Genomic DNA, 22,073 nt, shown 5'->3' with positions numbered 1-22,073 from the left:
GTTCACAAATTTTTATAGTGTTCTTCGTGCGTCCTTTGTGAACTTAGTGGTTAGATTTTCTCTCACGAATTCGTTTATAAAATTGAAATCCCAACATAATCAATACGGAAAACAATATAATTCCGACCACGCCATAAATCCAATTGACGGCGTTTTTCAGGATGACCAAAAATACTACGGCAAACAGTATAATTGTAGCACCTTCGTTCCACAAACGCATATAATTTGTAGTGTATTTTACTTCGTCGTTTTGCAATTCGAGGTATATTTTATGGCATTTATAATGGTACAAATACAGCACAAAAATGAAGCCAAGTTTTACGTGCATCCAAGGCATTTGCAACCAAGCTTTTCCAATATCCGTAAAAAACAACATCCAAAACGCAAAAATACTCGCCAAAACCGCTGATGGCCAGGTGATAATGTACCACAAACGATAGGTCATTATTTTGTATTGTTTTTGCAAAATCTCCTTTTCGGGCGATGGTTTGTCGTTGGCCTCAATTTGATACACAAACAAGCGAACAATATAAAATAGTCCAGCAAACCAAGTGATGACAAAGATGAGGTGGAGGGATTTTAGGTAGTTGTATAGTTCCATTTGAATATTTATTTGAAGATTTGACAACTTTTTAAAAGTTGTCAAATCTGTTTAGTGCTTAAGTACGTTAACAACTTTAAACATTTCCCCCTTTGGGGGTTAGGGGGCTCCAATCATTAATCCAATTCGCAACCGTTTCACACCATTCATCAGCATCATTCAAACAAGGAATGGCCATAAAATTTTCGCCTCCGTTTTCCTTAAATTGGTGATTGGCTTCCATTGCAATTTCTTCCAATGTTTCCAAACAATCCGAAACGAAGGCCGGCGTAACTACTGCCAAATTCTTGATGCCTTTCTCCGGCATTTTGTTGACCTCAACATCGGTGTAAGGCGTTAGCCATTTGTCTCCAGCCAAACGAGATTGAAAAGTCTGGCTGTATTTTCCTTCCGGGATTCCCAAAAGTTTTACCACTTGTTTCGTGGTTTCGTAACATTGATGACGGTAGCAAAAGTCGTGTGCTGGTGAAGGCGTGTTGCAGCAAGAACCGTCAATTTTGCAGTGCGATTTAGTGATGTCTGTTTTGCGAATGTGTCGCTCCGGTATTCCGTGATAGGAGAACAATAAATGATCGTATTCAAAACCTTTCAAATGCGATTGAATAGAATCGGCAAGGTTTTTTAGATAGTCTGGTTTGTTATAAAAAGCCGGAACAATCGTAAATTTCATTTCCGGAAAATACTTTTTTCTATGCTCTTCGGCCAATTCTAAAATGGTCGTTGTCGATGCCATTGCGTGTTGTGGATACAACGGAAAAAGCATCACTTCGTTCACGCCTTTGTCGTGTAATTCCTGTAAACCAGATAAAAGCGAAGGATTTCCGTAACGCATTGCCAATGCAACCGGAATGTCAACTAGTTTTTTGACTTTTTCGTGCATTCTTTTGGAAATCACCACAAGCGGCGAACCTTCGTCCCACCATATTTTGGCATAAGCTGCCGCCGATTTTTTAGGCCTTGTTTGAAGAATAATACCTCGAACTAATAATGCACGCAACAAAAATGGAACATCAATCACGTATTTGTCCATCAAAAATTCATCTAAATACGGTTTTACATCTTTTGCGGTTGGGCTTTCTGGTGAGCCTAGGTTGACTAATAGTACTCCTTTCATATATTTTTAGATTTTTTCAGTTTTTTAGATTTTTTCAATTCCCTACATATTCGGATTAATAGCCATCAAATATTTTTTTGGAGTGGTGCCAAATTTTTTCTTGAAAGCCGCAATAAAATGACTTCCGGTGCTGTAGCCAATTTTTAAGCCCACTTCATTCACATTGTAAGAACCGCTGTCCAATAATTTTCGAGCTGAATCCATTTTATAATCGAAAAGAAAGCCATAAACCGTATCGCCATAAATTTGTTTGAAACCCATTTTTAGCTTTTTCAAGGTCAGTCCCACTTCATCGGCTAATTCCTGCAATCCCGGAGGTTCAGCCATATTGGCAAGAATTATCTCCTTGGCTTTTTTTATTTTCAAGACATTTTCTTCATCGATCAAAAACGGACATTGTTCGGCGTTTGGATCTTCGGTTCTATTGAAATACAGACTCAATAATTCGTATCCTTTGGCTTTATAATATAGGTTTTTTATTGACGGATTCAGATTGTAATGGAATAATTGGGTCAAAACAATCGCCATCGATGGACTAATGTCGCCTTCTTTATAATATTTTTTATCCTTATTATCCTCACTCAAAAAAGTTACGTAATTGGCTTCGGCTGAAAACAGATTATGAAATTTTTGAATGGAAATAATAACCGAAATCACCCAAGAATTTGGAGCGATTTCTAGGTTCAAGGGCAATTCTTTTTGCGGATTGTACAGCAACAGAGACTTTTCTTCTTTCAAATCCAAAGCATAGCTTCCTTGATTGAATAGAAACTTGGCTTTTCCTTTGAGTCCAAAGTGAAATTGAATCAATCCGCTTTTTACTTCGCGTTGCGTGCCATACACTTCATCACTGTCGTTTTGGAAACGGAATAAGGTAAAATCATCTTCAATTGTTATAATATCTTGCGAACTCATTGCGACATTTTTTTTTAATTAATATGATAATTATCAGGTATTTGTTAATAAATAAAATTTACATTTGTTTTATAAATGCCTGATTTCATTACAAAAATACTGTTTTTATAATTAATTTATTAGATTTTTAAACAAAATTCATTTGGCGATACAAATAGTACTTTAAGCGTTGTTTTAATAAAAACCATAAGTATAACTTTGCCAGTCCGATTCAGAAATAGATCATTTATGGAAAACCTAAACCTACCTAAACACAAAACTTTCTACTCCATAGGATTGAGTTACAAGAAAGCAGACGCCGAAGTGCGAGGTAAGTTTAGTCTTGATGCCAAAGCAAAAACCAACGTATTGCAGCAAGCCAAAGAAGAAGGCATCGAGAGTTTAATCGTGACATCTACCTGCAATCGCACCGAAATTTATGGCTATGCCGACCACCCGTTTCAATTGATAAAATTGGTTTGCGAGAACAGCAATGGCACTGTAGAAGAATTTCAAAAAGTAGGATTTGTCTATAAAAGCCAAGAAGCTATCGACCATTTGTTTCGAGTGGGAACAGGGTTAGACAGTCAAATTCTCGGCGATTTCGAAATTATTGGCCAGATAAAAAACAGTTTTGAAGAGTCTCGTTCCTTGGGTTTAATCAATGCTTTTCTCGACCGATTAATCAATACCGTTATTCAAACCAGCAAAAGAATTAAAAACGAAACCGAAATTAGTTCGGGCGCCACTTCTGTTTCTTTTGCCGCAGTTCAATACATTATTCGCAATGTTGAAAATATTGGCAATAAAAACATTCTGCTTTTTGGCACCGGCGAAATAGGTAGAAATACTTGCGAAAATTTAGTTAAGCATACTAAAAATGAGCAAATTACCCTAATAAACAGAACCAAAAGTACCGCCGAAATTTTGGCTGGAAAATTGAATTTAATTGTAAAAGATTATTCCGATTTACATCTCGAACTTCAAAAAGCCGATATCTTAGTTGTGGCAACTGGCGCACAAAATCCAACCATCGACAAAACTTTGTTGAACTTAAAAAAGGACCTTTTGGTCTTGGATTTGTCCATTCCAAAAAATGTAAATGCCAATGTGCAACAAATTCCCGGAGTCACTTTAATCCATATGGATTATTTATCCCAAATGACGGATGATACGCTCGAAAGAAGAAAACAGCACATTCCAGCTGCCGAAGCCATTATCGAGGATATGAAATTGGAACTTTATACTTGGATGAATGGCCGAAAATATGCGCCAACCATTCACGCATTGAAAGCCAAATTGAACGACATTGTTGCTGGAGAATTGACTTTTCAACGTAAAAAACTATCCAATTTCGACGAAGAACAAGCCGAATTGATCGCCTCTAGAATTATACAAAAAATCACCAATCAATTCGCCAGTCACCTCAAAGACGAAAACACTTCGGTTGATGATAGCATCGAGTTTATCGAAAAAGTATTCCAAATAGGACTGCAAACTCCACAAAAAACAACTTCGGCTGCCGAAGAAAAATACAAAATCAATCTGTCATAGTAAAAATCTAAACAAACCTTAATATCTTTATGGTTTAAAAAAAGAAAAAAGGTTTAATGAATTCAAAAAAAACAATTCGAATTGGAACTCGCGATAGCGAATTGGCGCTTTGGCAAGCCCATACCGTTCAAAAAAAATTAAATGATTTAGGCTATAAAACCGAAATTATTGCCGTAAAATCGCAAGGCGACATCATCCTTGACAAACCGCTTTACGAACTCGGAATCACCGGAATTTTCACAAAAACACTCGACATCGCTATGCTAAATGGCCAAGTCGATATTGCTGTGCATTCGATGAAAGACGTGCCAACGGCTTTGCCTATTGGGATTGTTCAAGCGGCGGTTCTCGAAAGAGCCAATACGTTGGATATTTTGGTTCACAAAGGAAACCTAGATTTTCTCGAAGGAAACGCAACCATCGCCACCGGAAGTTTGCGTCGTCAAGCCCAATGGCTGCATAAATATCCCAATCATACGGTAGTCGATTTGCGTGGAAACGTGAATACTCGAATGCAAAAACTGAACGAGAGCGATTGGAGTGGAGCCGTTTTTGCCGCTGCAGGTTTGGAAAGATTAGGCCTCACCCCCAGCCCCTCTCCAAAGGAGAGGGGAGCAAGTAGTGCTTCATTCACCATAAAAAGCCCCTCCTTCGGAGGGGTTGGGGAGGCTCTAGATTGGATGATTCCAGCGCCAGCTCAAGGAGCAATGGTAGTTGTTGCGATGGGAAATGATGAATTCACTCTCGATGCAATTTCTCAACTTAACGATATTGAAACTGAAATTTGCACCTATATAGAAAGACAATTCCTTAAAACACTCGAAGGCGGTTGTACTGCACCCATTGGCGCTTTGGCAAGATATTGCGAATTGGAAGACACCTTTGTTTTCAAAGGCGCGTTGTTGTCTATTGACGGAAAACAGAAATTGGAAATCGAAAAAATTGTGCCCGTTGAAGAATGGAAGAAATTAGGGTTCAATTGTGCCAGTGAGATTCTGGAAAACGGCGGAGCGGAGCTGATGAAAGTTATTAAGGAGAGTTTGAAGAAGTAAGTAGAAATTATTAAAATGGTTTTTGATGTTTTTTATTTGAGCAGAAATAATTTGTTTAATAATCTAAAAAAGAAACATTGTAAATGGTGAATGATTTTTTTAAACCTTTAATGGTAAATTTAACGGGCAAAATAGGCTGTCATTATGATGTTGAAAGTGTTTTACCTGCACATAATTTGGTTATAAAACCTTTATTAGAAAATAGTAGTTTTTCATATGTTTATGGTTTAAAAAAAAATGATGAAATAGTTAAACTTAATTCAGATATATTAATAAACGAAAAAGGAAAATATAAAATTGACATTTCAAAAGAATGTATAATTGGTCACGAAAAACTTTGGAATGCAACACGTTGGAACAGAGGTTCAATAATAATTGTGATTGAGAAAGATAAAATAAATTTTTCCGAAATTTTTAAAAACACATTCTATTTAGGGTTATTAAACACACCAAATTCTGGAAATACAATTTCAGCAATAAAGAAATGTAGAGAAGAAGCTGAAAAAGATAATATTGCAATCTGTTTTTCTGCATCTAACGGAATTGAATGGATTCAAATTTATGCAAAAGACAATACTTTTGCAGAAATTTTAAAAAATGCAAGAAGTAATTGTAAAATGATAAATTAAGACAAATCAATTCGCAAATAGCTAAAAAAGGGTAGCTATAGAACTTAAATTAAATGACTAAGCAACTCACCATTCTATCCACAAAAATACTGTCGAACGAACAACGACAAGCTTTTATTAATGCCAAAATTGATCTTTTGGAAGACAATTTTATAGCAATAACCAACACGGATTTTGAATTAAGCAATATCAATCAAAACCTTATTTTTAGCAGTCAAAATGCGATTTTAAGTTTGATGGAACAACCCCATTGGGAACAATTGCAATCTAAAACCGTTTTTTGTGTAGGTTTAAAATCCAAAGAATTATTAGAAAAAAATGGCTTTACGGTTGCCGTTTATATGGATTATGCATCGGAATTGGCCGAAATTATTACGTTGATTTACAACAAAGAAAGCTTTACGTTCTTTAGCGGGAACTTACGCAAAGAAACCTTGCCCCAAGCACTTAAAGCAGCTGCTGTAGAGTTTAACGAAATCGAAACTTATCAAACCAAGTTAACACCTTTTAAAATTTCTAAGGAAGAAAAATTTGATGGCATTATGTTTTTCAGTCCCTCGGCCGTGGAAAGTTATTTGAAGGATAACAAAATAAAAAACGAAATTTGCTTTTGTATTGGCGAAACCACTGCTGAAGCATTAAAAGGGGTTACTAAAAATATTGTTTTACCAGAAATTCCTTCAACAGAACTTTTGATAGAAGAAGTAATCCAAAAATTCAATCTCGATATTAATTAAACAATAAAAATGCTTTGCGCCTTAGCGTCTTAGCGGTAAAAAAAGAAAAATGATAAAGAACGATTTATTTTTAAAAGCATTACGAGGAGAAACTGTTGAACGCCCACCCGTTTGGATGATGCGTCAAGCCGGAAGATATTTGCCTGAATTCAGAGCATTGCGTGATAAATATGATTTTTTTACTCGTTGCGAAACACCGGAATTGGCTGCAGAAATCACCGTACAACCCATTCGCAGAATTGGACCAGATGCAGCGATTTTGTTTTCGGATATTTTGGTGGTGCCAAGAGCGATGGGAATTCACGTGGAATTGAAAGACAATTTGGGGCCGATTATCCCGAATCCAATCCGCACAATGGAACAAGTCAATCAAGTTTTTGTGCCAAACATTCAAGAAACTTTGGGTTATGTGATGGATGCCGTGAAATTGACCAAAGAAATGTTGAACGATGAGGTGCCATTAATTGGTTTTGCTGGTTCGCCTTGGACGATTTTCTGTTATGCTGTAGAAGGAAAAGGCTCGAAAAGTTTTGATACTGCCAAAGGATTTTGTTTCTCAAACCCAGTTGCGGCTCACACTTTATTACAAAAAATCACAGATACTACTATTTTATATTTAAAAGAAAAAGTAAAAGCAGGTTGCAATGCTATTCAGATTTTTGATTCTTGGGGCGGAATGCTTTCGCCAGTCGATTATCAGGAATTCTCTTGGAAATACATCAACCAAATCGTGGAAGCTTTGGCAGATGAAACACAAGTCATTGTTTTCGGAAAAGGATGTTGGTTTGCGCTTGGGGAAATGGGAAAAAGCAAAGCTGCTGCACTTGGAGTAGATTGGACTTGTACGCCGAGAAACGCCCGTTATTTGTCAGGTGGAAACATCACTTTGCAAGGAAATTTCGATCCGTCAAGATTGCTTTCGCCAATTCCTGTCATCAAGAAAATGGTTCACGAAATGATTGACGAATTCGGAAAAGATAAATATATTGCCAATTTAGGTCACGGAATTTTGCCCAATATTCCTGTAGATCACGCCAAAGCGTTTGTGGATGCGGTGAAGGAGTATAGACAAAAGTAGGTGATTCGCAGAGTTTCCTGCAAGGTTTTTTTCAAACCTTGTAGGTATATTGAGAACCATCATATTGAAAGTGATACCTACAAGGTTTGAAAAAAACCTTGCAGGAGAAACAACCAAATTTTAGAACTATGAAATTAGAAGTTTTAGAAAAAGACGGGTATTATCATATTTATAATAGAGGTATAAATGGGTGTTTAATTTTCGAAAATGATGAAAACAAAAAATTCTTTCTGAAACAATTTTCAAAATATCTATTGGGTAAAATCTCGATATTTGGGTATTGTTTGATGGATAATCATTTTCATTTGGTTATACGATTAAATGATGATGAAAAAATAGTAACCCAGGCTTTTTCGAATTTTTTTAATTCATATGCAAAAGCTTTTAATAAAGATATTGATAGGACAGGAAGTCTTTTTGAAAAACATTTCAAGCGAATAAGACTCAGCGATGAAGTGTATTTAAAACAATTGATACTGTATGTGCATTTGAATCCGAAACATCATTTAGGTTTTGATTTTAAAGAATATAAGTTCTCTTCTTATCAAGCATTTATTTCAGATAAAGAAACAAAAATTGAGAGAGAAGAAGTTTTAAGATTGTTTGGAGGTTTAGAAAATTTTATATTTTGTCACAATCAAAGAAAAGATTTTTTAACTGAAAAACATACTTTTGAGTAAATGGAAGTATTTTGTCTCCTGCAAGGTCTTTTTTGACCTTGTAGGTATGTTTAGAAAGGCCAGCTAAAAAGTAACACCTGCAAGGTTTAGAAAAAAACCTTGCAGGATAACATACAATATAAAATGCTAAACAAAGGCTTACGAGATCAGGAAAGTATTCGAATAGACAACATTCTAAAGGTTTTGCATTCAATGACTTTTGTGCCTAAGTTTTGGAACTTGGAAGATTTGTTGCTTCTCGAAAATGAGTTGAAAGATTTGGGAATGAATGTCGAAAGTCTTAATGATTTCGACGAAAAGCAATTGATTTTCAATTTGGAGCGACTTCATTTTGACTGGAATCATTTCGAAATATTCGCCGATTTCTTGATGGCTTTTTCGAAAGAAAGTCAGTTTGATTTTTCAGGAAAAGCCATTGCCATTTACGATTATGTCCAAAAGGAAAGCAAGGTCTTTTCGTTTGGAATTTTTAATAAAATAGCTGCTGCGAAAGCAAATTTATAATTAGAATGAATGAGTAATTTCAATCCATGCAAAAGCTTATGAAATTTAACAATTGGAGAACCGAAACTATTGACAAGATTCTTCCTGAAGAGTTTTTCGAACTTATATCTAAAAACAAAACGCATATTGAGAAGACGTTTCCTGTTACAGTTTCTAACTGTTTGGATCTTGCCAAAGCAACAGATTTTATAGATAATAATATACAGAAACAGGAAAAAAAAGAAAATTATTTTTTCTATATTAGAAATAATGAAACAAATAATTTGATAGGATATGTTTGTATTAAGAACATAAAATTAGATATTTCAAAATGCGAATTAGCTTATTTTATTGACGCAACTTTTGAAGGGCAAGGCATTATTTCCAAAGCGGTTTCACAAACCATTGAATTTTGTTTTGAGGAATTAAAAATGAATAAAATATTTATTTGTACTTCAAAAGTCAATAAAGCTAGCCAACAAATTGCATTAAAACATAAGTTTATACAAGAAGGGATTTTGAGAGAAGAATTCAAAAACCACGAAGGAGTTTTAGAAGACATTAATTATTACGGACTATTGAAATCAGATTGTAAATAAAATGACAAATTGTATAAACTGTAACCATCAAATTGTAGATGACTTTTGTTCAAAATGTGGACAACCAAAGAATATTAAAAGAATTAATTTTCAATATATGGTTCATGAAATTGAGCATCTTCTTCATTTTGAAAAAGGGTTCCATTTTACGGCTTGGCAATTAATAATTAAACCAGGTAAAACTATTCGAACCTATTTATTTGAAAATAGAAATAAATATGTAAAACCAATCGTTTATTTGTTTTTTGCATCTTTACTTTTCACTTTGTTCACCTCAATTTTTCACATTCAATATACTTACTTAAATGTGGGTTACATAGAACCATTAAAAGACAAAGTAAATTTAAAAACCATTGACAATTGGTTAATTAGTCATATTGCATACACCAACATTATTGTTGGATTCTGTATAGCACCTTGGTTAGTATTATTATATAGAAATAGAAAATTCAATATTTTCGAAATGATTGTATTGATGTCCTATGTTTTAGCGACAGGTTTACTGGTTATTGTACCACTAATTACGTTAGTTAAAATTACAAGTGCTTTTAGTAATTTGACTATTTTCTTTATTATTTATCAAATTTGGGCAATCGGACAGTTTTTTGGAGAGAAAAAGATATTGAATTACTTAAAATCTATGTTAGCATTTGTTTTAGGTGTACTAACTCACGTTGCCATCTTTTTTGTTATTGGATATATTAATAAATATTATATGTAATCCATGAAAGAACAGTTTTACCAATACATACAAAACCTTCAAGACCAAATGATTTAAATTATGACCAAAGAAACTGCCATTAAACTATTCGAACAAAAACAAATTCGTTCTATTTGGAGCGATGAAGAAGAAAAATGGTACTTTTCTATCATTGATGTATTGCAAGTTTTGATTGAAAACGATAGACCAAGAAAATATTGGAGTGATTTAAAATCCAAATTAATAAAAGAAGGAAGTGAAGTGTCCGAAAAAATCGGACAGTTTAAACTTCTTGCCGAAGATGGAAAGATGAGGTTAACTGACATTGCCGATACCGAACAATTGTTTCGTTTAATACAATCTGTTCCATCAAAAAAGGCGGAACCTTTCAAACTGTGGTTAGCTCAAGTGGGAAGGGAACGAATTGATGAAATTGAAGATCCAGAATTGGGTTTTGACCGACTTATGGGAACCTATCTCAAAAAAGGATATTCGAAAGAATGGGTAAACCAACGTCTAAAAAGTATTGAAGTAAGAAAAGACCTTACAGATGAATGGGACAAACGAGGAGTGAAAAAAGGACAAGAGTATGCCATTCTTACCGATGAGATTACCAAAGCTTGGAGCGGTTTATCGGTCAAACAATACAAGAATCACAAAGGGTTAAAAAAGGAAAATTTGCGCGACAATATGAGTAACCTTGAATTGGTTCTCAATATGTTGGCAGAAGCTACCACAACAGAAATTAGCAAGGAAAAGAAACCTAAAACTTTTGTTGAAAATAAAAAAATTGCCAAGCAAGGAGGCACAATTGCGGGAAATACACGCAAGCAAATTGAAGAAAAGACAGGCAAAAAAGTAGTCAATACCTTGAATGCTGCGAATTATTTGGAAAAGAACAAGGAATTAGAATAATGAAAAATAAATTCTACCAATACATACAAACCCTTCAAGACCAAATCTGCAAAGGATTGGAAGATGTTGATGGCACAACTAAATTCCGTGAGGATATCTGGAAACGACCAGAAGGCGGAGGCGGACGAACACGCGTGATCGAAAATGGAGCAGTTTTCGAAAAAGGCGGCGTCAATATTTCTGCCGTTCACGGAAAATTACCAGATTCGATGCAAAAATTGTTCAACGTGGGCGAAGCTGATTTCTTTGCTTGTGGATTGAGTTTGGTTTTGCATCCTAAAAATCCAATGGTGCCAACGGTTCACGCGAATTGGCGCTATTTCGAAATGTATGATGACAATGGAAAAGTCATTCAGCAATGGTTTGGTGGCGGACAAGATTTAACGCCTTATTATTTGTTTGAGGAAGATGCCAAACACTTTCACCAAACCTGTAAAACGGCTTGCGATAAACACAATCTGGAATTTTATCCAAAATATAAAAAGCAATGTGATGCCTATTTTTGGAACGCACATCGCAATGAAGCTCGAGGAATTGGCGGTTTGTTTTTCGATTATTGCAAAGCATCCGAAGAGATGTCAATGGAAAATTGGTTCAATTTCGTAACCGAAGTTGGCAACAGTTTTCTCGAAGCTTATGTTCCAATTGTGGAGAAAAGAAAAAATGTAGTATATTCGGATGCCCATAGAACTTGGCAGGAAATCCGTCGCGGTCGTTATGTCGAATTCAATTTGGTACATGACAAAGGCACGCTGTTTGGCCTAAAAACCAATGGCAGAATCGAAAGTATCCTGATGAGTTTGCCGCCACACGTACAATGGGTTTATGACCATCATCCTGAAAAAGGAAGCGAAGAAGAGAAACTAGTGGCAATATTAGAAAATCCTAAAGAATGGGTATAAAAACGTTTTGCTTTATTGTATTTGGGGGACTTTTTGGCTGCTACGCTCAAGAAAAACCTCTTTCAAATCCGTATTTCAAAGCGTACGATGATAATGTAATCGCCAGTATGTACTACTTGGATGTGTCCAATACTTTTCGGTTTGTAACTTCCATTTCTGATGGCAGCACATTAAAAGTAGATTTGATTCCCAATCATCGACAACAGATAGGCATGAGTGTTTCTTATAAATTTGTTGACGTTTCATACGGTATATCGCCTCAGTTTTTTAATGCCAATAAGGATAATGGTGACTCAAAACTTTTTAACATCAGTACCCGATTTATTGTAAAGCAATGGATGCAGACCCTTACTTTTATTAACCAAAAAGGGTTTTATGTGAATGAATTTGAAGTAAAATTCCCGTTTTCAGACATGAGATCGACCAAAATAGGAGGCATCACATCCTATATTTTTAATCCCAATTTTTCGCTCAAAACAATAGCCAATCAAAAGCAATGGCAGACCAAGAGTTCAGGTAGTTTTGTGCCTAATTTTGCCATTTTTTACACCAATCTTGATTTGAATGATGGGCCGCCCTCATCACAAAGTGATATTTTAGAAATTGCGTTATCACCTTCATACTATTATAATTTTGTCATTAATAACCAATTTTTAATATCGGCGGGAGTAGCTGTCGGCGGAGGAATTAATAAGGTAGACAGCCATATTTCGGGTGTTGTAGAATCGAACATAAGTCTTAAAACAGGCTATAATACCGATTCTTTTTTTGCGTTTTTAAATCTTAACTATTTCGCATTTGGCCAAAATAGCAATGCCAACATACAATTAAATGACAATATTTCGAGTATAAATTTCACAGTAGGGTATCGTTTTGCCCCACCAAAAAAGGTTGAAAAAATATTTGAAACAGTTCATCAAAAAACAGGGCTTTAAAACAAAATCTAAAATTTATTAAATATGTTTCCATTACACAGAGGTAGAAGATTAAGAACCAATGAAAGCATTCGTTCCTTGGTGCGTGAAACGACATTAAATCCAAGTGATTTTATGTTTCCAATGTTTATTGCCGAAGGCGATAATGTAAAAGTTGCAATTCCCTCGATGCCGGGAATTTTCCGTCGTTCGATAGATTTAACCGTTGAAGAAGTCAAAGAAATCTATGCTTTAGGAATTCGAGCGGTGAATATTTACGTAAAAGTAAGCGAGGATTTGAAAGACAATACCGGAAAAGAAGCTTGGAATCCAAACGGATTGATGCAACAAGCCATCAAAGCCATCAAAAAAGCTTGTCCTGAAATGATTGTGATGCCTGATGTGGCGTTAGACCCTTATTCGATTTATGGTCACGACGGAATTATTGCCAATGGCGATGTCGAAAACGATGCGACCAATGCTGCTTTAGTAAAAATGGCCGTTTCCCACGCACAAGCCGGAGCCGATTTCGTTGCCCCATCTGATATGATGGACGGCCGAGTTTTGCGTTTGCGCGAAGGATTGGATGCCGCAGGATTTCACAATGTGGGCATAATGAGTTATTCGGCCAAATACGCTTCGGCATTTTACGGGCCATTCCGCGATGCTTTGGACAGTGCGCCACGCGAAGCTGAGGTAGAAGTACCAAAAGACAAAAAAACCTATCAGATGGATTATGCCAACCGCATCGAAGCCGTCAAAGAAGCACTTTCAGATGTCGAAGAAGGCGCCGATATGGTGATGGTAAAACCCGGAATTGCCTATCTTGACATCGTTCGCGAAGTCAAAAATGCCGTGAATGTTCCCGTGACAGTTTTTCACGTTTCAGGCGAATATGCGATGATCAAAGCCGCTGCCGAAAGAGGTTGGCTCGATCACGATAAGATTATGATGGAACAACTTATGTGTATCAAAAGAGCGGGTGCAAGTTTAATTTCGACTTATTTCGCCAAAGAAGCGGCGATAATTTTAAATCAATAAAAAATGAAAAAAATTGTCTTTTTATTTGCCGTTTTAGCATTTGTCTCTTGCAAAAAAGAGAGTGAGGAATCCTTTGGAAAGTCTGGAACTACAACCGAAGTTCAAAAACCCGAAGCCTTAGGAAAAACTCTTTTTGAAGGAAAAGGAGCCTGCGTAGCTTGCCACAAACCCGATATAAAGCTGGTTGGGCCGAGTCTACAAGACATTGCCAAAATTTATAAAGAAAAAAATGGCGATATGATTAGTTTTCTAAAAGGCGAAGGAAAACCTATTGTCGATCCGTCGCAATACGAAGTGATGAAAGCTAATTTTGCCGTAACAAAAACATTTACAGATGAGGAATTAAAAGCCTTAGAAGCCTACGTATATTCGCATTTAAAATAATTTAAGTGTAGTATTGAGGGCAATAATGAGGAGCTTTTTCCTTCTGTCCACTATATCTTTTAGGGCGAACCCCGCCCTAAAAGGATGCCGTTACCATAAGGGCTAAGAAGAAACAAAAACCATTTCTATCGAAGTGGTTTTTTGCTTTTAATAAATCATTATATTTGAATACAGTATAAAACATAGATAATGAAATTAAAATCCTCAATTGCGCTGTTTTTTCTAATGGTTTTTAGCCTAAAAGCACAACACTCCATTATCCCAAATCCAGTTAGTTATGTTTCACAACAAGGAAGTTTTGTTTTAAACTCAAAAACAAAAGTCTATTTAGTAAACTCCAATCCCGAACTCAACAAGATTGTAAAATTGCATTTTAGTTCCGATTCCGGAAAAGGATACTCCGTCTCCGAGGAACGGCCCGCTAATAATGCCAGCCTCATCCGAATTGAATTAAACAAAATTTCGGAGCAAACCCTCGGAAAAGAAGGCTACTCACTTGAGGTTGGCGAGAAAGAAATTGTCTTAAAAGCAAATGCTGTCGCAGGATTGTTTTATGGGCTACAAACCTTCGATCAATTGGTTCCTATTGCTAAAAGTGCTGAAGAAAACATCGCAATTCCAGCTTGTAAAATCAAAGATTATCCGCGCTTTGGTTGGCGAGGATTAATGCTCGATGTAAGTCGGCATTTTTTTACCAAATCCGAAGTAAAAGAATACATCGATTGGATGGCAAAATATAAATTTAATACGCTGCAGTTGCACCTGACCGACGATAACGGCTGGAGAATCGAAATCAAAGGTTTGCCAAAACTGACCCAAATAGGCGCTTGGCGTGTAGCACGTTTTGGCTCATTTGGAGAAAGAGAGGCGCCAAAAGAAGGAGAGAAAACGCCCTACGGAGGTTTTTACACTCAAGACGACATTAGAGAGATTATTCGATATGCATCAGAGAAACAAATTACGATTGTACCCGAAATTGATGTACCAGGACATTCTATGGCCTTGCTGGCAGCCTACCCAGAATTATCTACCCTAAAAGAACCCAAAATGGTCAATCCAGGTTCCAAATTTGCCGAATGGCACGGCGATGGTACTTTTACAATGACTATTGAAAATTCTTTGAACCCAGCCGACGAGAAAGTATATTCTGTTTTGGACATTATTTTTGGAGAAATTGCTTCTTTATTCCCCGGGAATTATATTCATTTAGGTGGCGACGAATGTTATCACGGCTATTGGGAAAAGGACGAAAATTGTAAGGCGCTGATGAAAAGAGAAAATTTAAAAGACGCCAAAGAATTGCAAAGCTATTTTATCAAAAGAGTCGCCAAAACTATCAATTCCAAAGGAAAAAAAGTCATTGGGTGGGACGAAATTCTTTACGGAGGCCTAGCAGATGGAGCCGCCGTTATGAGCTGGAGAGGAATTGAAGGTGGAATAAAAGCATCCCAATTAGGGCATGAAGCAATTATGTCGCCCAACACTTTTGCTTATTTAGATTATGTTCAAGGAGACCCTTCGGTTGAGGTGCCCATTTACAGCAAATTGTCATTAAAAAAAACCTATGAGTTTGAACCAGCGCCTGAAGGTGTCGATTCAAAATTCATTTTAGGAGGTCAAGCAAACCTTTGGACCGAAGAAATCCCAACCATTCAGCACGCTTTTTACATGACTTATCCAAGAGCTTTCGGTATTAGCGAATCGGTTTGGAGTCCTTATTCGACCAAAAATTGGGAAAATTTTTCAGCTAGAGTCGAACAGCATTTCAAAAGATTCGATGCCATCGAAAAACCTATTTCTAAAGCAGTCTACGATCCAATTGTTACCACCAAAATGGTCGATGGAAAAATGATGTGTACGCTAGCCGCTGAATTGTCAAATGTAGAATTGTATTATACTATCGATGGTACTTTTCCGGCCAAATATTCTCCAAAATATACTCATCCTTTTGAGATTCCTAAGGGAGACATCACCTTTAGAGTGGTAGCCTATCGAAATGGAGTCCAAATAGGCAGAATGCTGACCATTAGTAGAGATTTACTTGAAAAAAGACTTGGGAAATAAAGCAAAAATGGAAACTGCATTCATTAAAACCCCTTTAGGAATTGCCAAAATAACGGGTGACCTAGAAGGCATTTCAGTAATTTCCGTTTCTGATGAAGGAACTATTTCTACAACAATTCCAGAAGTTTTACTAGAACCCATTGCTCAACTTCAGGATTATTTCGAAGGAAAAAGGACTGATTTCACTTTCAAATTAAATCCATCGGGAACCGAATTTCAACAAAAAGTCTGGGCAGCATTACTCGAAATTCCCTTCGGGAAAACAATGTCGTATCTAGAATTATCTAAGAAATTAGGAGATGTCAAAGCCATTCGTGCCGTGGCTTCCGCCAATGGAAAAAACCCATTATGGATTGTCGTTCCTTGCCACAGAGTCATCGGAACCGATGGTTCGCTCACAGGTTATGCAGGCGGTTTGTGGCGCAAAAAATGGTTGCTGGAACACGAAAATCCCACGAAGCAACAAGTGCTGTTTAATGGCCTATAAATTAAATGTATATTTGAAATATAAAAAACTAGATTATCGATTATTCTGAAAACCAATTCAAAAAATTATATATTTATTATTCATTTCTTATGAAAAAAACTGTTTATGTACTGCTATTTCTCTTTGAAACTTGTTTTATTTCTGCCCAAATGCCGATATATAAAGACCCAAAACAACCCATAGACGTTCGCGTAAGCGATCTCTTAAGTAAAATGACACTAGACGAAAAAGTGGCTCAAACCATGAGTATATGGCAAAAACGAAGCGAGTTTTTGTATGATGCAAATGGTAATTTTGATATTGAAAAAGCCAAAAAAAATATGTCATTTGGAATAGGAGAAATTAATCGTCCTAGCGAAAATCCAAATGGTTCTTTGAATGGAAGTTATGGTCGAAATCCTAAAGAAATGGCAGCAATTACCAATGCAATTCAAAAATTCTTTGTCAATAATACGCGTTTAGGAATCCCTGTTCTATTTCACGAAGAAGCACTTCACGGTTTACCAGCCAAAGATGCTACTAGTTTTCCTCAGTCTATAGCTCTGGCTTCGACTTGGGATGATGATTTAATAAAGCGTATTTTTACTTCAGTAGCTGCTGAGGTACGCTCTCGTGGAGCTCATCACGTTTTGGCGCCCGTAATTGATATTGCTCGTGATCCTCGATGGGGACGTTTTGAGGAAACTTATGGAGAAGATCCTTTCTTGGTTTCTCGAATGGGTGTTGCCGCAGTAAAAGGATTTCAAGGAGAAAATACGACAAACGGAATAGATAAAAATCATGTTATGGCTACTCTGAAACATTTAACAGGTCATGGACAGCCAGAAGCAGGAAATAACACTTCCCCTGCAAACTTAGGTGAGAGAGAAATAAGAGAAGCCTTTTTGCCTCCATTTTTTGCCGCTATTAAGGAAGCAAATGCGCAGTCTGTAATGGCTTCCTACAACGAAATTGATGGAGTTCCTTCGCACGCCAACACTTTTTTACTTAAGAAAATTTTGAAAGACGAATGGGGTTTCAAAGGCCTAGTGGTATCTGATTATGGTGCCATTTCGGAACTTCAAAGTCGCCATCATTTGACAGAAACTCAAGCCGAAGCGGGAATTTTGGCATTCAAAACGGGAGTCGATATTGAAACTCCGGATATTACGACATACCAATATTTGAAGCCAGCAATTGAGTCTGGAAAATTAGCTATAGAAATTCTTGATGAAACCGTTTCTAGAATCTTAAAAGCAAAATTTTCAATGGGGTTATTCGAAAATCCTTATGTAGATGTTGCCAATGCTGAAGTGGTTTCAAACATGGAATCAAGCAAGAAATTAGCGAAAGAAGCTGCCGATAAAGCCATTGTTTTGTTGCAAAATAACGATGTTTTTTTACCTTTGAATTTATCTAAAATTAAAACAGTAGCCGTTATAGGCCCCAATGCAGATCGCAAACAATTGGGTGGATATAGTGATTCTCCCAAATACGTTATAACATTATTGGAGGGAATAAAAAATAAAGTTGGGAATAAAGTAAAAGTGTCTTATGCCGAAGGTTGTCGGTTGATTGAAGAAAACCAATGGAACAGATGGTACAAAGATGCTATAACACCTACCGCAGAAACTGACAATAAAGCCCGTATCGAAGAGGCTGTAAAAGTTGCTGAAAATGCTGACGTTATCATTTTAGCACTTGGTTCAGATGAAGCATTAAATAGAGAAGGATGGGCAGAAAATCATTTAGGAGATCGATCCAGTATTGAACTTTTTGGACAGCAAAATGAATTACTAAATAGATTGTCAAAATTAGGAAAACCAATCGTTGTTACCTTATTTAACGGAGCTCCATTGGCCATTCAAAATGTACAAGAAAAGGCAAAATCTATTTTGGAATGTTGGTATTTGGGTCAAGAAGGAGGCAATGCCGTTGCAGATGTTTTGTTGGGTAATGTAAATCCAAGTGGTAAATTACCAGCAACTTTCCCACGAACTACAGGTCAAATTCCAGCCTATTACAATCATAAACCAACGGCTCGAAGAGGCTATCACTTCGAAGAAAATTCCCCGCTTTATAATTTTGGTTTTGGTTTAAGTTACACTAGTTTTACTTATTCTAAACCAGTTTTGAACAAGAACACAATCAAAATTGGTGAGAGTTCATCTATAAGCGTAACAGTTACAAATATTGGAAAAACAGACGGAGATGAAATCGTTCAAATGTATATTCACGATCTGGTGAGTTCAGTAACCGTTCCCGTGAAAGAATTGAAAGGATTTAAAAGAGTTTTGTTGAAAGCTGGAGAAAGCAAAACAATCACTATCGATATTACACCAGATACACTTTCGCTATGGGATTTGTCAATGAAATATACAGTAGAAGCTGGTGATTTTGAAATCTTGGTAGGCAGTTCATCAGCTGATAAAGACTTGCAAAAAGTGATTTTGAAAGTAGAAAACTAGTAGTATTTTTAAAAAAATAACTAACCTAAAATCTTTAAAAACATTTGCCTTATGATAGAAAAAATCAACCTCAACAACATCTTGTTTCTCGATATCGAAACAATTCCAGAAGTAGCCGATTTTAATTCTTTGGATGATGAAATGAAAGCACTTTGGGAAAACAAAACCCAATACCAGCGCAAAGACGAATACACACCAGAAGATTTTTATGACCGTGCCGGAATTTGGGCAGAATTTGGAAAAATAGTCTGTATTTCTGTGGGTTATTTTACTATCAAAGGTGATGTTCGGAATTTTCGTGTGACATCCTTTTTTGGAGATGAAAAGAAAATTCTGCACGATTTCATCAATCTGTTGAACAATCATTTCAACCAACCGCAACACGTTTTGTGTGGTCATAATGCAAAGGAATTCGACATTCCGTTCATCGCACGCCGAATGATTATTAACAACATTGCCATTCCCAACAAGCTGAATTTGTTTGGCAAAAAACCTTGGGAAATTCCGCATTTAGACACTTTGGAATTGTGGAAATTTGGTGATTACAAACATTTTACTTCCTTGAAATTAATGTGTAAAGTCCTTGGAATTCCTTCTCCAAAAGGCGACATCGACGGCAGTCAAGTAGGTCACGTTTTTTATGTGGACAAAGACATCGATCGTATTGTAACTTATTGTGAAAAAGATACGATTGCTGTGGCACAGATTTTCCTTCGGTTAAGGCGCGAAGATTTATTGATTGAGGAGGAAATTATTCACGTTTAAACAATTTCAAAATGTATAAAAAAATTATTCTTTTGGGATTAAGTCTTCTTGGATTAATTTCATTATTCCTGCCTTATAATAAATCTATTGCGATCGGTTGTGGTTTGGATGGTGAGTGCTCAACCTCTTATTATTTTGATCCTTTTATTAAGTGTTTATATGACTTTTTTACCTTATCATCCTTCTCTTATTTGGATATTTTTGGTTTTTTCTTGACTATTCTAGTAATTTTTTCAATTGTGTTTTCACCTGTTTTACTATTTTTTAATAGAAAAAATGTTAGTTTGTTATTGATTGTTTTAACATTAGGACTAATGTTAATTTCTATTTACAATTCTTACGATATGCTGGGATATGGTTGCTATGTAATTCTTTTTCAACAAAGTGTTCTTTTGGTTCTTACTATTCTTTTTAAAAAACAAAATATTACATTTACAAAAATTATAGATTATGGTATTAAGTAGATTTTGGTTGGTTATTTTCATTTCGTCGATTGCATTTGTGATTTTCAGTTTGTTTTCTGGCAACAGTTATACGATTGACAATGTTTTGAATGGAAAAAAAGACGATCCTATTTTGATTTCTGAAAAATATATCGATCAGATTCCTATTTTTATAAAAGACAGCATCAATAAATCGGAAGAAAAGACCTTTATTATCAATAGAGATACACTAAATGCTGATACTACTTATGTGTATAAAAATAAAGTAGTTAAAATTTTTAGTGGTGTTCAAAAATCTGATGGATTATTGCCCACTTGTAAAAGCACTTTACTCGATTTGATCTTGCCATTGATGGCCTATTTAGCCTTTTTCTGTGGCTTGATGGAACTTTTAATCATTTCGGGAGTGTCAGAAAAACTGGCAAAAGCCCTGAGTCCGGTATTTGTAAAAGTGTTTCCAAGTATTCCCAAAAATCACCCTTCGATTTCCTATATGACTTTAAATTTTGCTGCCAATTTCTTAGGGTTGGATTCCGCTGCTACTCCTTTTGGATTGAAAGCTATGGAAAGTTTACAAGAAATAAATCCCGAAAAAGATAAGGCCAGCGATGCGCAAATTATGTTTATGTGTTTGCATGCTTCAGGACTTACTTTAATTGCAACTTCTATTATTGGGTATCGCGCTGCCGCCGGCGCCAGCAATCCTGCCGACGTGATGTTGCCTTGTATTATTACCTCTTTTATTGGCACCATTGCTGCTTTCTTGATTGTTGGAATCAAACAAAAAATTAATTTCAAAAGTGCTTCTTTAGTTACTGGTTTAATGGTGCTAATAGCGGCCATTATCGGACTTTTAATGTACGTAAACCATCTCGATTTAATTGGCAAAAACTATTTCACTTCTAATCTTTCGGCTTTAATATTAGTAAGTATTATCATTTTTACCTTGATTTTTTCTTTCCTTAAAGAAAAGAAATTTACCGAGGCCAATACGACTGTTTATGAAGCCTTTGTGGTAGGCGCCAATAATGGTGTAAAAACAGGAGTTACTATTTTTCCTTATGTTCTGGGAATGTTGGTGGCAATTTCGTTATTTAGAAACAGTGGACTATTTGAAATTATTAGCAATTGGATTGCTTTTGCCTTTTCGAATATGGGAGTGAGCAAAGAAATCACTGATGCTTTGCCCGTAGCCTTATTAAGACCTTTTAGTTCTGCAGGTTCAAGAGGGTTTTTGATCGATTCGATGAATACTTTTGGTGCCGATTCTATGACGGGAAGATTGAGTAGTATTTTTCAATGCAGTGCCGAAAGTACCTTTTACGTGATTGCGGTTTACTTTGGTTCTGTCAATATCAAAAATACCCGATACGCTTTAGGAACGATGCTTTTAGTGGACGTGATTTGCGTGATTACAGCAATTTTTGTGGCGAGCTGGTTTTTTTAAAATTATAGGTTAGGCAAAAAAAAAGTGTCGAGCCGATGGCTCTTTTTTGATTGTGGTTTGCAGATGAAACTGGACTGAAGTCCAGCCTTACAAAATATGTCGAGCCGCTGGCTCTCAGAAACGCAATAGTTCCGTAGGAACGA

At 36.1% G+C, this 22,073-nt stretch carries 23 protein-coding genes; 20 read left to right on the top strand and 3 right to left on the bottom strand.

Annotation, left to right across the window (positions count from 1 at the left end):
- Nucleotides 1-43: 43 nt before the first annotated feature.
- The 3 genes from E1750_RS10440 to E1750_RS10430 all read right to left on the bottom strand — a co-directional run bounded on the left by E1750_RS10440 (nucleotide 44) and on the right by E1750_RS10430 (nucleotide 2,630).
- Nucleotides 44-601, bottom strand: a complete 558-nt coding sequence (locus E1750_RS10440) for a CopD family protein (protein ID WP_133276721.1) — start codon at nucleotides 599-601, stop codon at nucleotides 44-46.
- A gap of 76 nt (nucleotides 602-677) precedes the next feature.
- Nucleotides 678-1,715 carry a ferrochelatase gene (gene hemH / locus E1750_RS10435; protein ID WP_133276720.1) on the bottom strand — a complete coding sequence of 346 codons (1,038 nt, stop codon included), beginning with the start codon at nucleotides 1,713-1,715 and terminating at the stop codon, nucleotides 678-680.
- Nucleotides 1,716-1,757: 42 nt separating this feature from the next.
- Entirely contained in the window at nucleotides 1,758-2,630 is an 873-nt protein-coding gene (locus E1750_RS10430; RefSeq protein ID WP_133276719.1) for a helix-turn-helix domain-containing protein, read from the bottom strand.
- A gap of 228 nt (nucleotides 2,631-2,858) precedes the next feature.
- Here E1750_RS10430 and hemA point away from each other — a divergent pair, with 228 nt between their 5' ends.
- The 20 genes from hemA (at nucleotide 2,859) to E1750_RS10330 (ending at nucleotide 21,930) form a co-directional block, all read left to right on the top strand.
- The gene (gene hemA / locus E1750_RS10425) at nucleotides 2,859-4,163 is read left to right on the top strand and encodes a glutamyl-tRNA reductase (protein WP_133276718.1); all 1,305 of its coding nucleotides are present in this window, start codon (nucleotides 2,859-2,861) and stop codon (nucleotides 4,161-4,163) included.
- Between the two features lie 56 nt (nucleotides 4,164-4,219).
- On the top strand, nucleotides 4,220-5,215 hold the full coding sequence (gene hemC / locus E1750_RS10420) for a hydroxymethylbilane synthase (protein ID WP_133276717.1): 996 nt from the start codon (nucleotides 4,220-4,222) through the stop codon (nucleotides 5,213-5,215).
- An 83-nt stretch (nucleotides 5,216-5,298) separates the two neighbouring features.
- Entirely contained in the window at nucleotides 5,299-5,844 is a 546-nt protein-coding gene (locus E1750_RS10415) for a hypothetical protein (RefSeq protein WP_133276716.1), read from the top strand.
- A gap of 53 nt (nucleotides 5,845-5,897) precedes the next feature.
- Nucleotides 5,898-6,581, top strand: a complete 684-nt coding sequence (locus tag E1750_RS10410; protein WP_133276715.1) for a uroporphyrinogen-III synthase — start codon at nucleotides 5,898-5,900, stop codon at nucleotides 6,579-6,581.
- Between the two features lie 49 nt (nucleotides 6,582-6,630).
- Nucleotides 6,631-7,659 (top strand): uroporphyrinogen decarboxylase, encoded by a 1,029-nt coding sequence (gene hemE / locus E1750_RS10405; protein ID WP_133276714.1) that lies wholly within the window; start codon nucleotides 6,631-6,633, stop codon nucleotides 7,657-7,659.
- Nucleotides 7,660-7,787: 128 nt separating this feature from the next.
- Nucleotides 7,788-8,339 carry a hypothetical protein gene (locus tag E1750_RS10400; RefSeq protein WP_133276713.1) on the top strand — a complete coding sequence of 184 codons (552 nt, stop codon included), beginning with the start codon at nucleotides 7,788-7,790 and terminating at the stop codon, nucleotides 8,337-8,339.
- A gap of 123 nt (nucleotides 8,340-8,462) precedes the next feature.
- Nucleotides 8,463-8,843, top strand: a complete 381-nt coding sequence (locus E1750_RS10395; protein WP_133276712.1) for a hypothetical protein — start codon at nucleotides 8,463-8,465, stop codon at nucleotides 8,841-8,843.
- A gap of 38 nt (nucleotides 8,844-8,881) precedes the next feature.
- On the top strand, nucleotides 8,882-9,421 hold the full coding sequence (locus E1750_RS10390; protein ID WP_133276711.1) for a GNAT family N-acetyltransferase: 540 nt from the start codon (nucleotides 8,882-8,884) through the stop codon (nucleotides 9,419-9,421).
- A 97-nt stretch (nucleotides 9,422-9,518) separates the two neighbouring features.
- Nucleotides 9,519-10,142 carry a DUF3667 domain-containing protein gene (locus tag E1750_RS10385; protein ID WP_165698035.1) on the top strand — a complete coding sequence of 208 codons (624 nt, stop codon included), beginning with the start codon at nucleotides 9,519-9,521 and terminating at the stop codon, nucleotides 10,140-10,142.
- A gap of 60 nt (nucleotides 10,143-10,202) precedes the next feature.
- Nucleotides 10,203-11,036: a BRO family protein gene (locus tag E1750_RS10380; RefSeq protein WP_133276709.1), complete on the top strand. Its 834-nt coding sequence runs from the start codon at nucleotides 10,203-10,205 to the stop codon at nucleotides 11,034-11,036.
- Nucleotides 11,036-11,938, top strand: a complete 903-nt coding sequence (gene hemF, locus E1750_RS10375) for an oxygen-dependent coproporphyrinogen oxidase (RefSeq protein ID WP_133276708.1) — start codon at nucleotides 11,036-11,038, stop codon at nucleotides 11,936-11,938. The genes E1750_RS10380 and hemF overlap by 1 nt, the downstream gene beginning before the upstream one ends.
- Nucleotides 11,929-12,873 carry a DUF4421 family protein gene (locus E1750_RS10370; protein ID WP_133276707.1) on the top strand — a complete coding sequence of 315 codons (945 nt, stop codon included), beginning with the start codon at nucleotides 11,929-11,931 and terminating at the stop codon, nucleotides 12,871-12,873. The genes hemF and E1750_RS10370 overlap by 10 nt, the downstream gene beginning before the upstream one ends.
- A 24-nt stretch (nucleotides 12,874-12,897) precedes the next feature.
- Nucleotides 12,898-13,893, top strand: a complete 996-nt coding sequence (hemB, locus tag E1750_RS10365; protein WP_133276706.1) for a porphobilinogen synthase — start codon at nucleotides 12,898-12,900, stop codon at nucleotides 13,891-13,893.
- A gap of 3 nt (nucleotides 13,894-13,896) precedes the next feature.
- On the top strand, nucleotides 13,897-14,277 hold the full coding sequence (locus tag E1750_RS10360; protein WP_133276705.1) for a c-type cytochrome: 381 nt from the start codon (nucleotides 13,897-13,899) through the stop codon (nucleotides 14,275-14,277).
- A gap of 189 nt (nucleotides 14,278-14,466) precedes the next feature.
- A complete protein-coding gene (locus E1750_RS10355; RefSeq protein WP_133276704.1) occupies nucleotides 14,467-16,341 on the top strand; it encodes a beta-N-acetylhexosaminidase in 1,875 nt (624 codons plus the stop codon).
- A 7-nt stretch (nucleotides 16,342-16,348) separates the two neighbouring features.
- Nucleotides 16,349-16,828, top strand: a complete 480-nt coding sequence (locus tag E1750_RS10350) for a methylated-DNA--[protein]-cysteine S-methyltransferase (protein ID WP_133276703.1) — start codon at nucleotides 16,349-16,351, stop codon at nucleotides 16,826-16,828.
- 149 nt (nucleotides 16,829-16,977) lie between these two features.
- Entirely contained in the window at nucleotides 16,978-19,275 is a 2,298-nt protein-coding gene (locus E1750_RS10345; protein WP_227873872.1) for a glycoside hydrolase family 3 N-terminal domain-containing protein, read from the top strand.
- 51 nt (nucleotides 19,276-19,326) lie between these two features.
- Nucleotides 19,327-20,040 carry a 3'-5' exonuclease gene (locus tag E1750_RS10340; protein ID WP_133276701.1) on the top strand — a complete coding sequence of 238 codons (714 nt, stop codon included), beginning with the start codon at nucleotides 19,327-19,329 and terminating at the stop codon, nucleotides 20,038-20,040.
- Between the two features lie 11 nt (nucleotides 20,041-20,051).
- Entirely contained in the window at nucleotides 20,052-20,504 is a 453-nt protein-coding gene (locus tag E1750_RS10335) for a hypothetical protein (RefSeq protein ID WP_133276700.1), read from the top strand.
- Nucleotides 20,491-21,930, top strand: a complete 1,440-nt coding sequence (locus E1750_RS10330) for a nucleoside recognition domain-containing protein (RefSeq protein WP_133276699.1) — start codon at nucleotides 20,491-20,493, stop codon at nucleotides 21,928-21,930. The genes E1750_RS10335 and E1750_RS10330 overlap by 14 nt, the downstream gene beginning before the upstream one ends.
- Nucleotides 21,931-22,073 lie beyond the last annotated feature (143 nt).

This window comes from Flavobacterium nackdongense, from assembly GCF_004355225.1.
GTDB lineage: Bacteria > Bacteroidota > Bacteroidia > Flavobacteriales > Flavobacteriaceae > Flavobacterium > Flavobacterium nackdongense.
The sequence above is the reverse complement of the archived record's forward strand: the minus strand, read 5'-3'. Positions and strand labels throughout refer to the sequence as shown.

Excerpts from the sequence above, each read along its gene's own strand:
- E1750_RS10440 (WP_133276721.1), bottom strand. The coding sequence starts at position 601 with ATGGAACTATACAACTACCTAAAATCCCTCCACCTCATCTTTGTCATC.
- hemH (WP_133276720.1), bottom strand. The coding sequence starts at position 1,715 with ATGAAAGGAGTACTATTAGTCAACCTAGGCTCACCAGAAAGCCCAACC.
- E1750_RS10430 (WP_133276719.1), bottom strand. The coding sequence starts at position 2,630 with ATGAGTTCGCAAGATATTATAACAATTGAAGATGATTTTACCTTATTC.
- hemA (WP_133276718.1), top strand. The coding sequence starts at position 2,859 with ATGGAAAACCTAAACCTACCTAAACACAAAACTTTCTACTCCATAGGA.
- hemC (WP_133276717.1), top strand. The coding sequence starts at position 4,220 with ATGAATTCAAAAAAAACAATTCGAATTGGAACTCGCGATAGCGAATTG.
- E1750_RS10415 (WP_133276716.1), top strand. The coding sequence starts at position 5,299 with ATGGTGAATGATTTTTTTAAACCTTTAATGGTAAATTTAACGGGCAAA.
- E1750_RS10410 (WP_133276715.1), top strand. The coding sequence starts at position 5,898 with ATGACTAAGCAACTCACCATTCTATCCACAAAAATACTGTCGAACGAA.
- hemE (WP_133276714.1), top strand. The coding sequence starts at position 6,631 with ATGATAAAGAACGATTTATTTTTAAAAGCATTACGAGGAGAAACTGTT.
- E1750_RS10400 (WP_133276713.1), top strand. The coding sequence starts at position 7,788 with ATGAAATTAGAAGTTTTAGAAAAAGACGGGTATTATCATATTTATAAT.
- E1750_RS10395 (WP_133276712.1), top strand. The coding sequence starts at position 8,463 with ATGCTAAACAAAGGCTTACGAGATCAGGAAAGTATTCGAATAGACAAC.
- E1750_RS10390 (WP_133276711.1), top strand. The coding sequence starts at position 8,882 with ATGAAATTTAACAATTGGAGAACCGAAACTATTGACAAGATTCTTCCT.
- E1750_RS10385 (WP_165698035.1), top strand. The coding sequence starts at position 9,519 with ATGGTTCATGAAATTGAGCATCTTCTTCATTTTGAAAAAGGGTTCCAT.
- E1750_RS10380 (WP_133276709.1), top strand. The coding sequence starts at position 10,203 with ATGACCAAAGAAACTGCCATTAAACTATTCGAACAAAAACAAATTCGT.
- hemF (WP_133276708.1), top strand. The coding sequence starts at position 11,036 with ATGAAAAATAAATTCTACCAATACATACAAACCCTTCAAGACCAAATC.
- E1750_RS10370 (WP_133276707.1), top strand. The coding sequence starts at position 11,929 with ATGGGTATAAAAACGTTTTGCTTTATTGTATTTGGGGGACTTTTTGGC.
- hemB (WP_133276706.1), top strand. The coding sequence starts at position 12,898 with ATGTTTCCATTACACAGAGGTAGAAGATTAAGAACCAATGAAAGCATT.
- E1750_RS10360 (WP_133276705.1), top strand. The coding sequence starts at position 13,897 with ATGAAAAAAATTGTCTTTTTATTTGCCGTTTTAGCATTTGTCTCTTGC.
- E1750_RS10355 (WP_133276704.1), top strand. The coding sequence starts at position 14,467 with ATGAAATTAAAATCCTCAATTGCGCTGTTTTTTCTAATGGTTTTTAGC.
- E1750_RS10350 (WP_133276703.1), top strand. The coding sequence starts at position 16,349 with ATGGAAACTGCATTCATTAAAACCCCTTTAGGAATTGCCAAAATAACG.
- E1750_RS10345 (WP_227873872.1), top strand. The coding sequence starts at position 16,978 with ATGCCGATATATAAAGACCCAAAACAACCCATAGACGTTCGCGTAAGC.
- E1750_RS10340 (WP_133276701.1), top strand. The coding sequence starts at position 19,327 with ATGATAGAAAAAATCAACCTCAACAACATCTTGTTTCTCGATATCGAA.
- E1750_RS10335 (WP_133276700.1), top strand. The coding sequence starts at position 20,052 with ATGTATAAAAAAATTATTCTTTTGGGATTAAGTCTTCTTGGATTAATT.
- E1750_RS10330 (WP_133276699.1), top strand. The coding sequence starts at position 20,491 with ATGGTATTAAGTAGATTTTGGTTGGTTATTTTCATTTCGTCGATTGCA.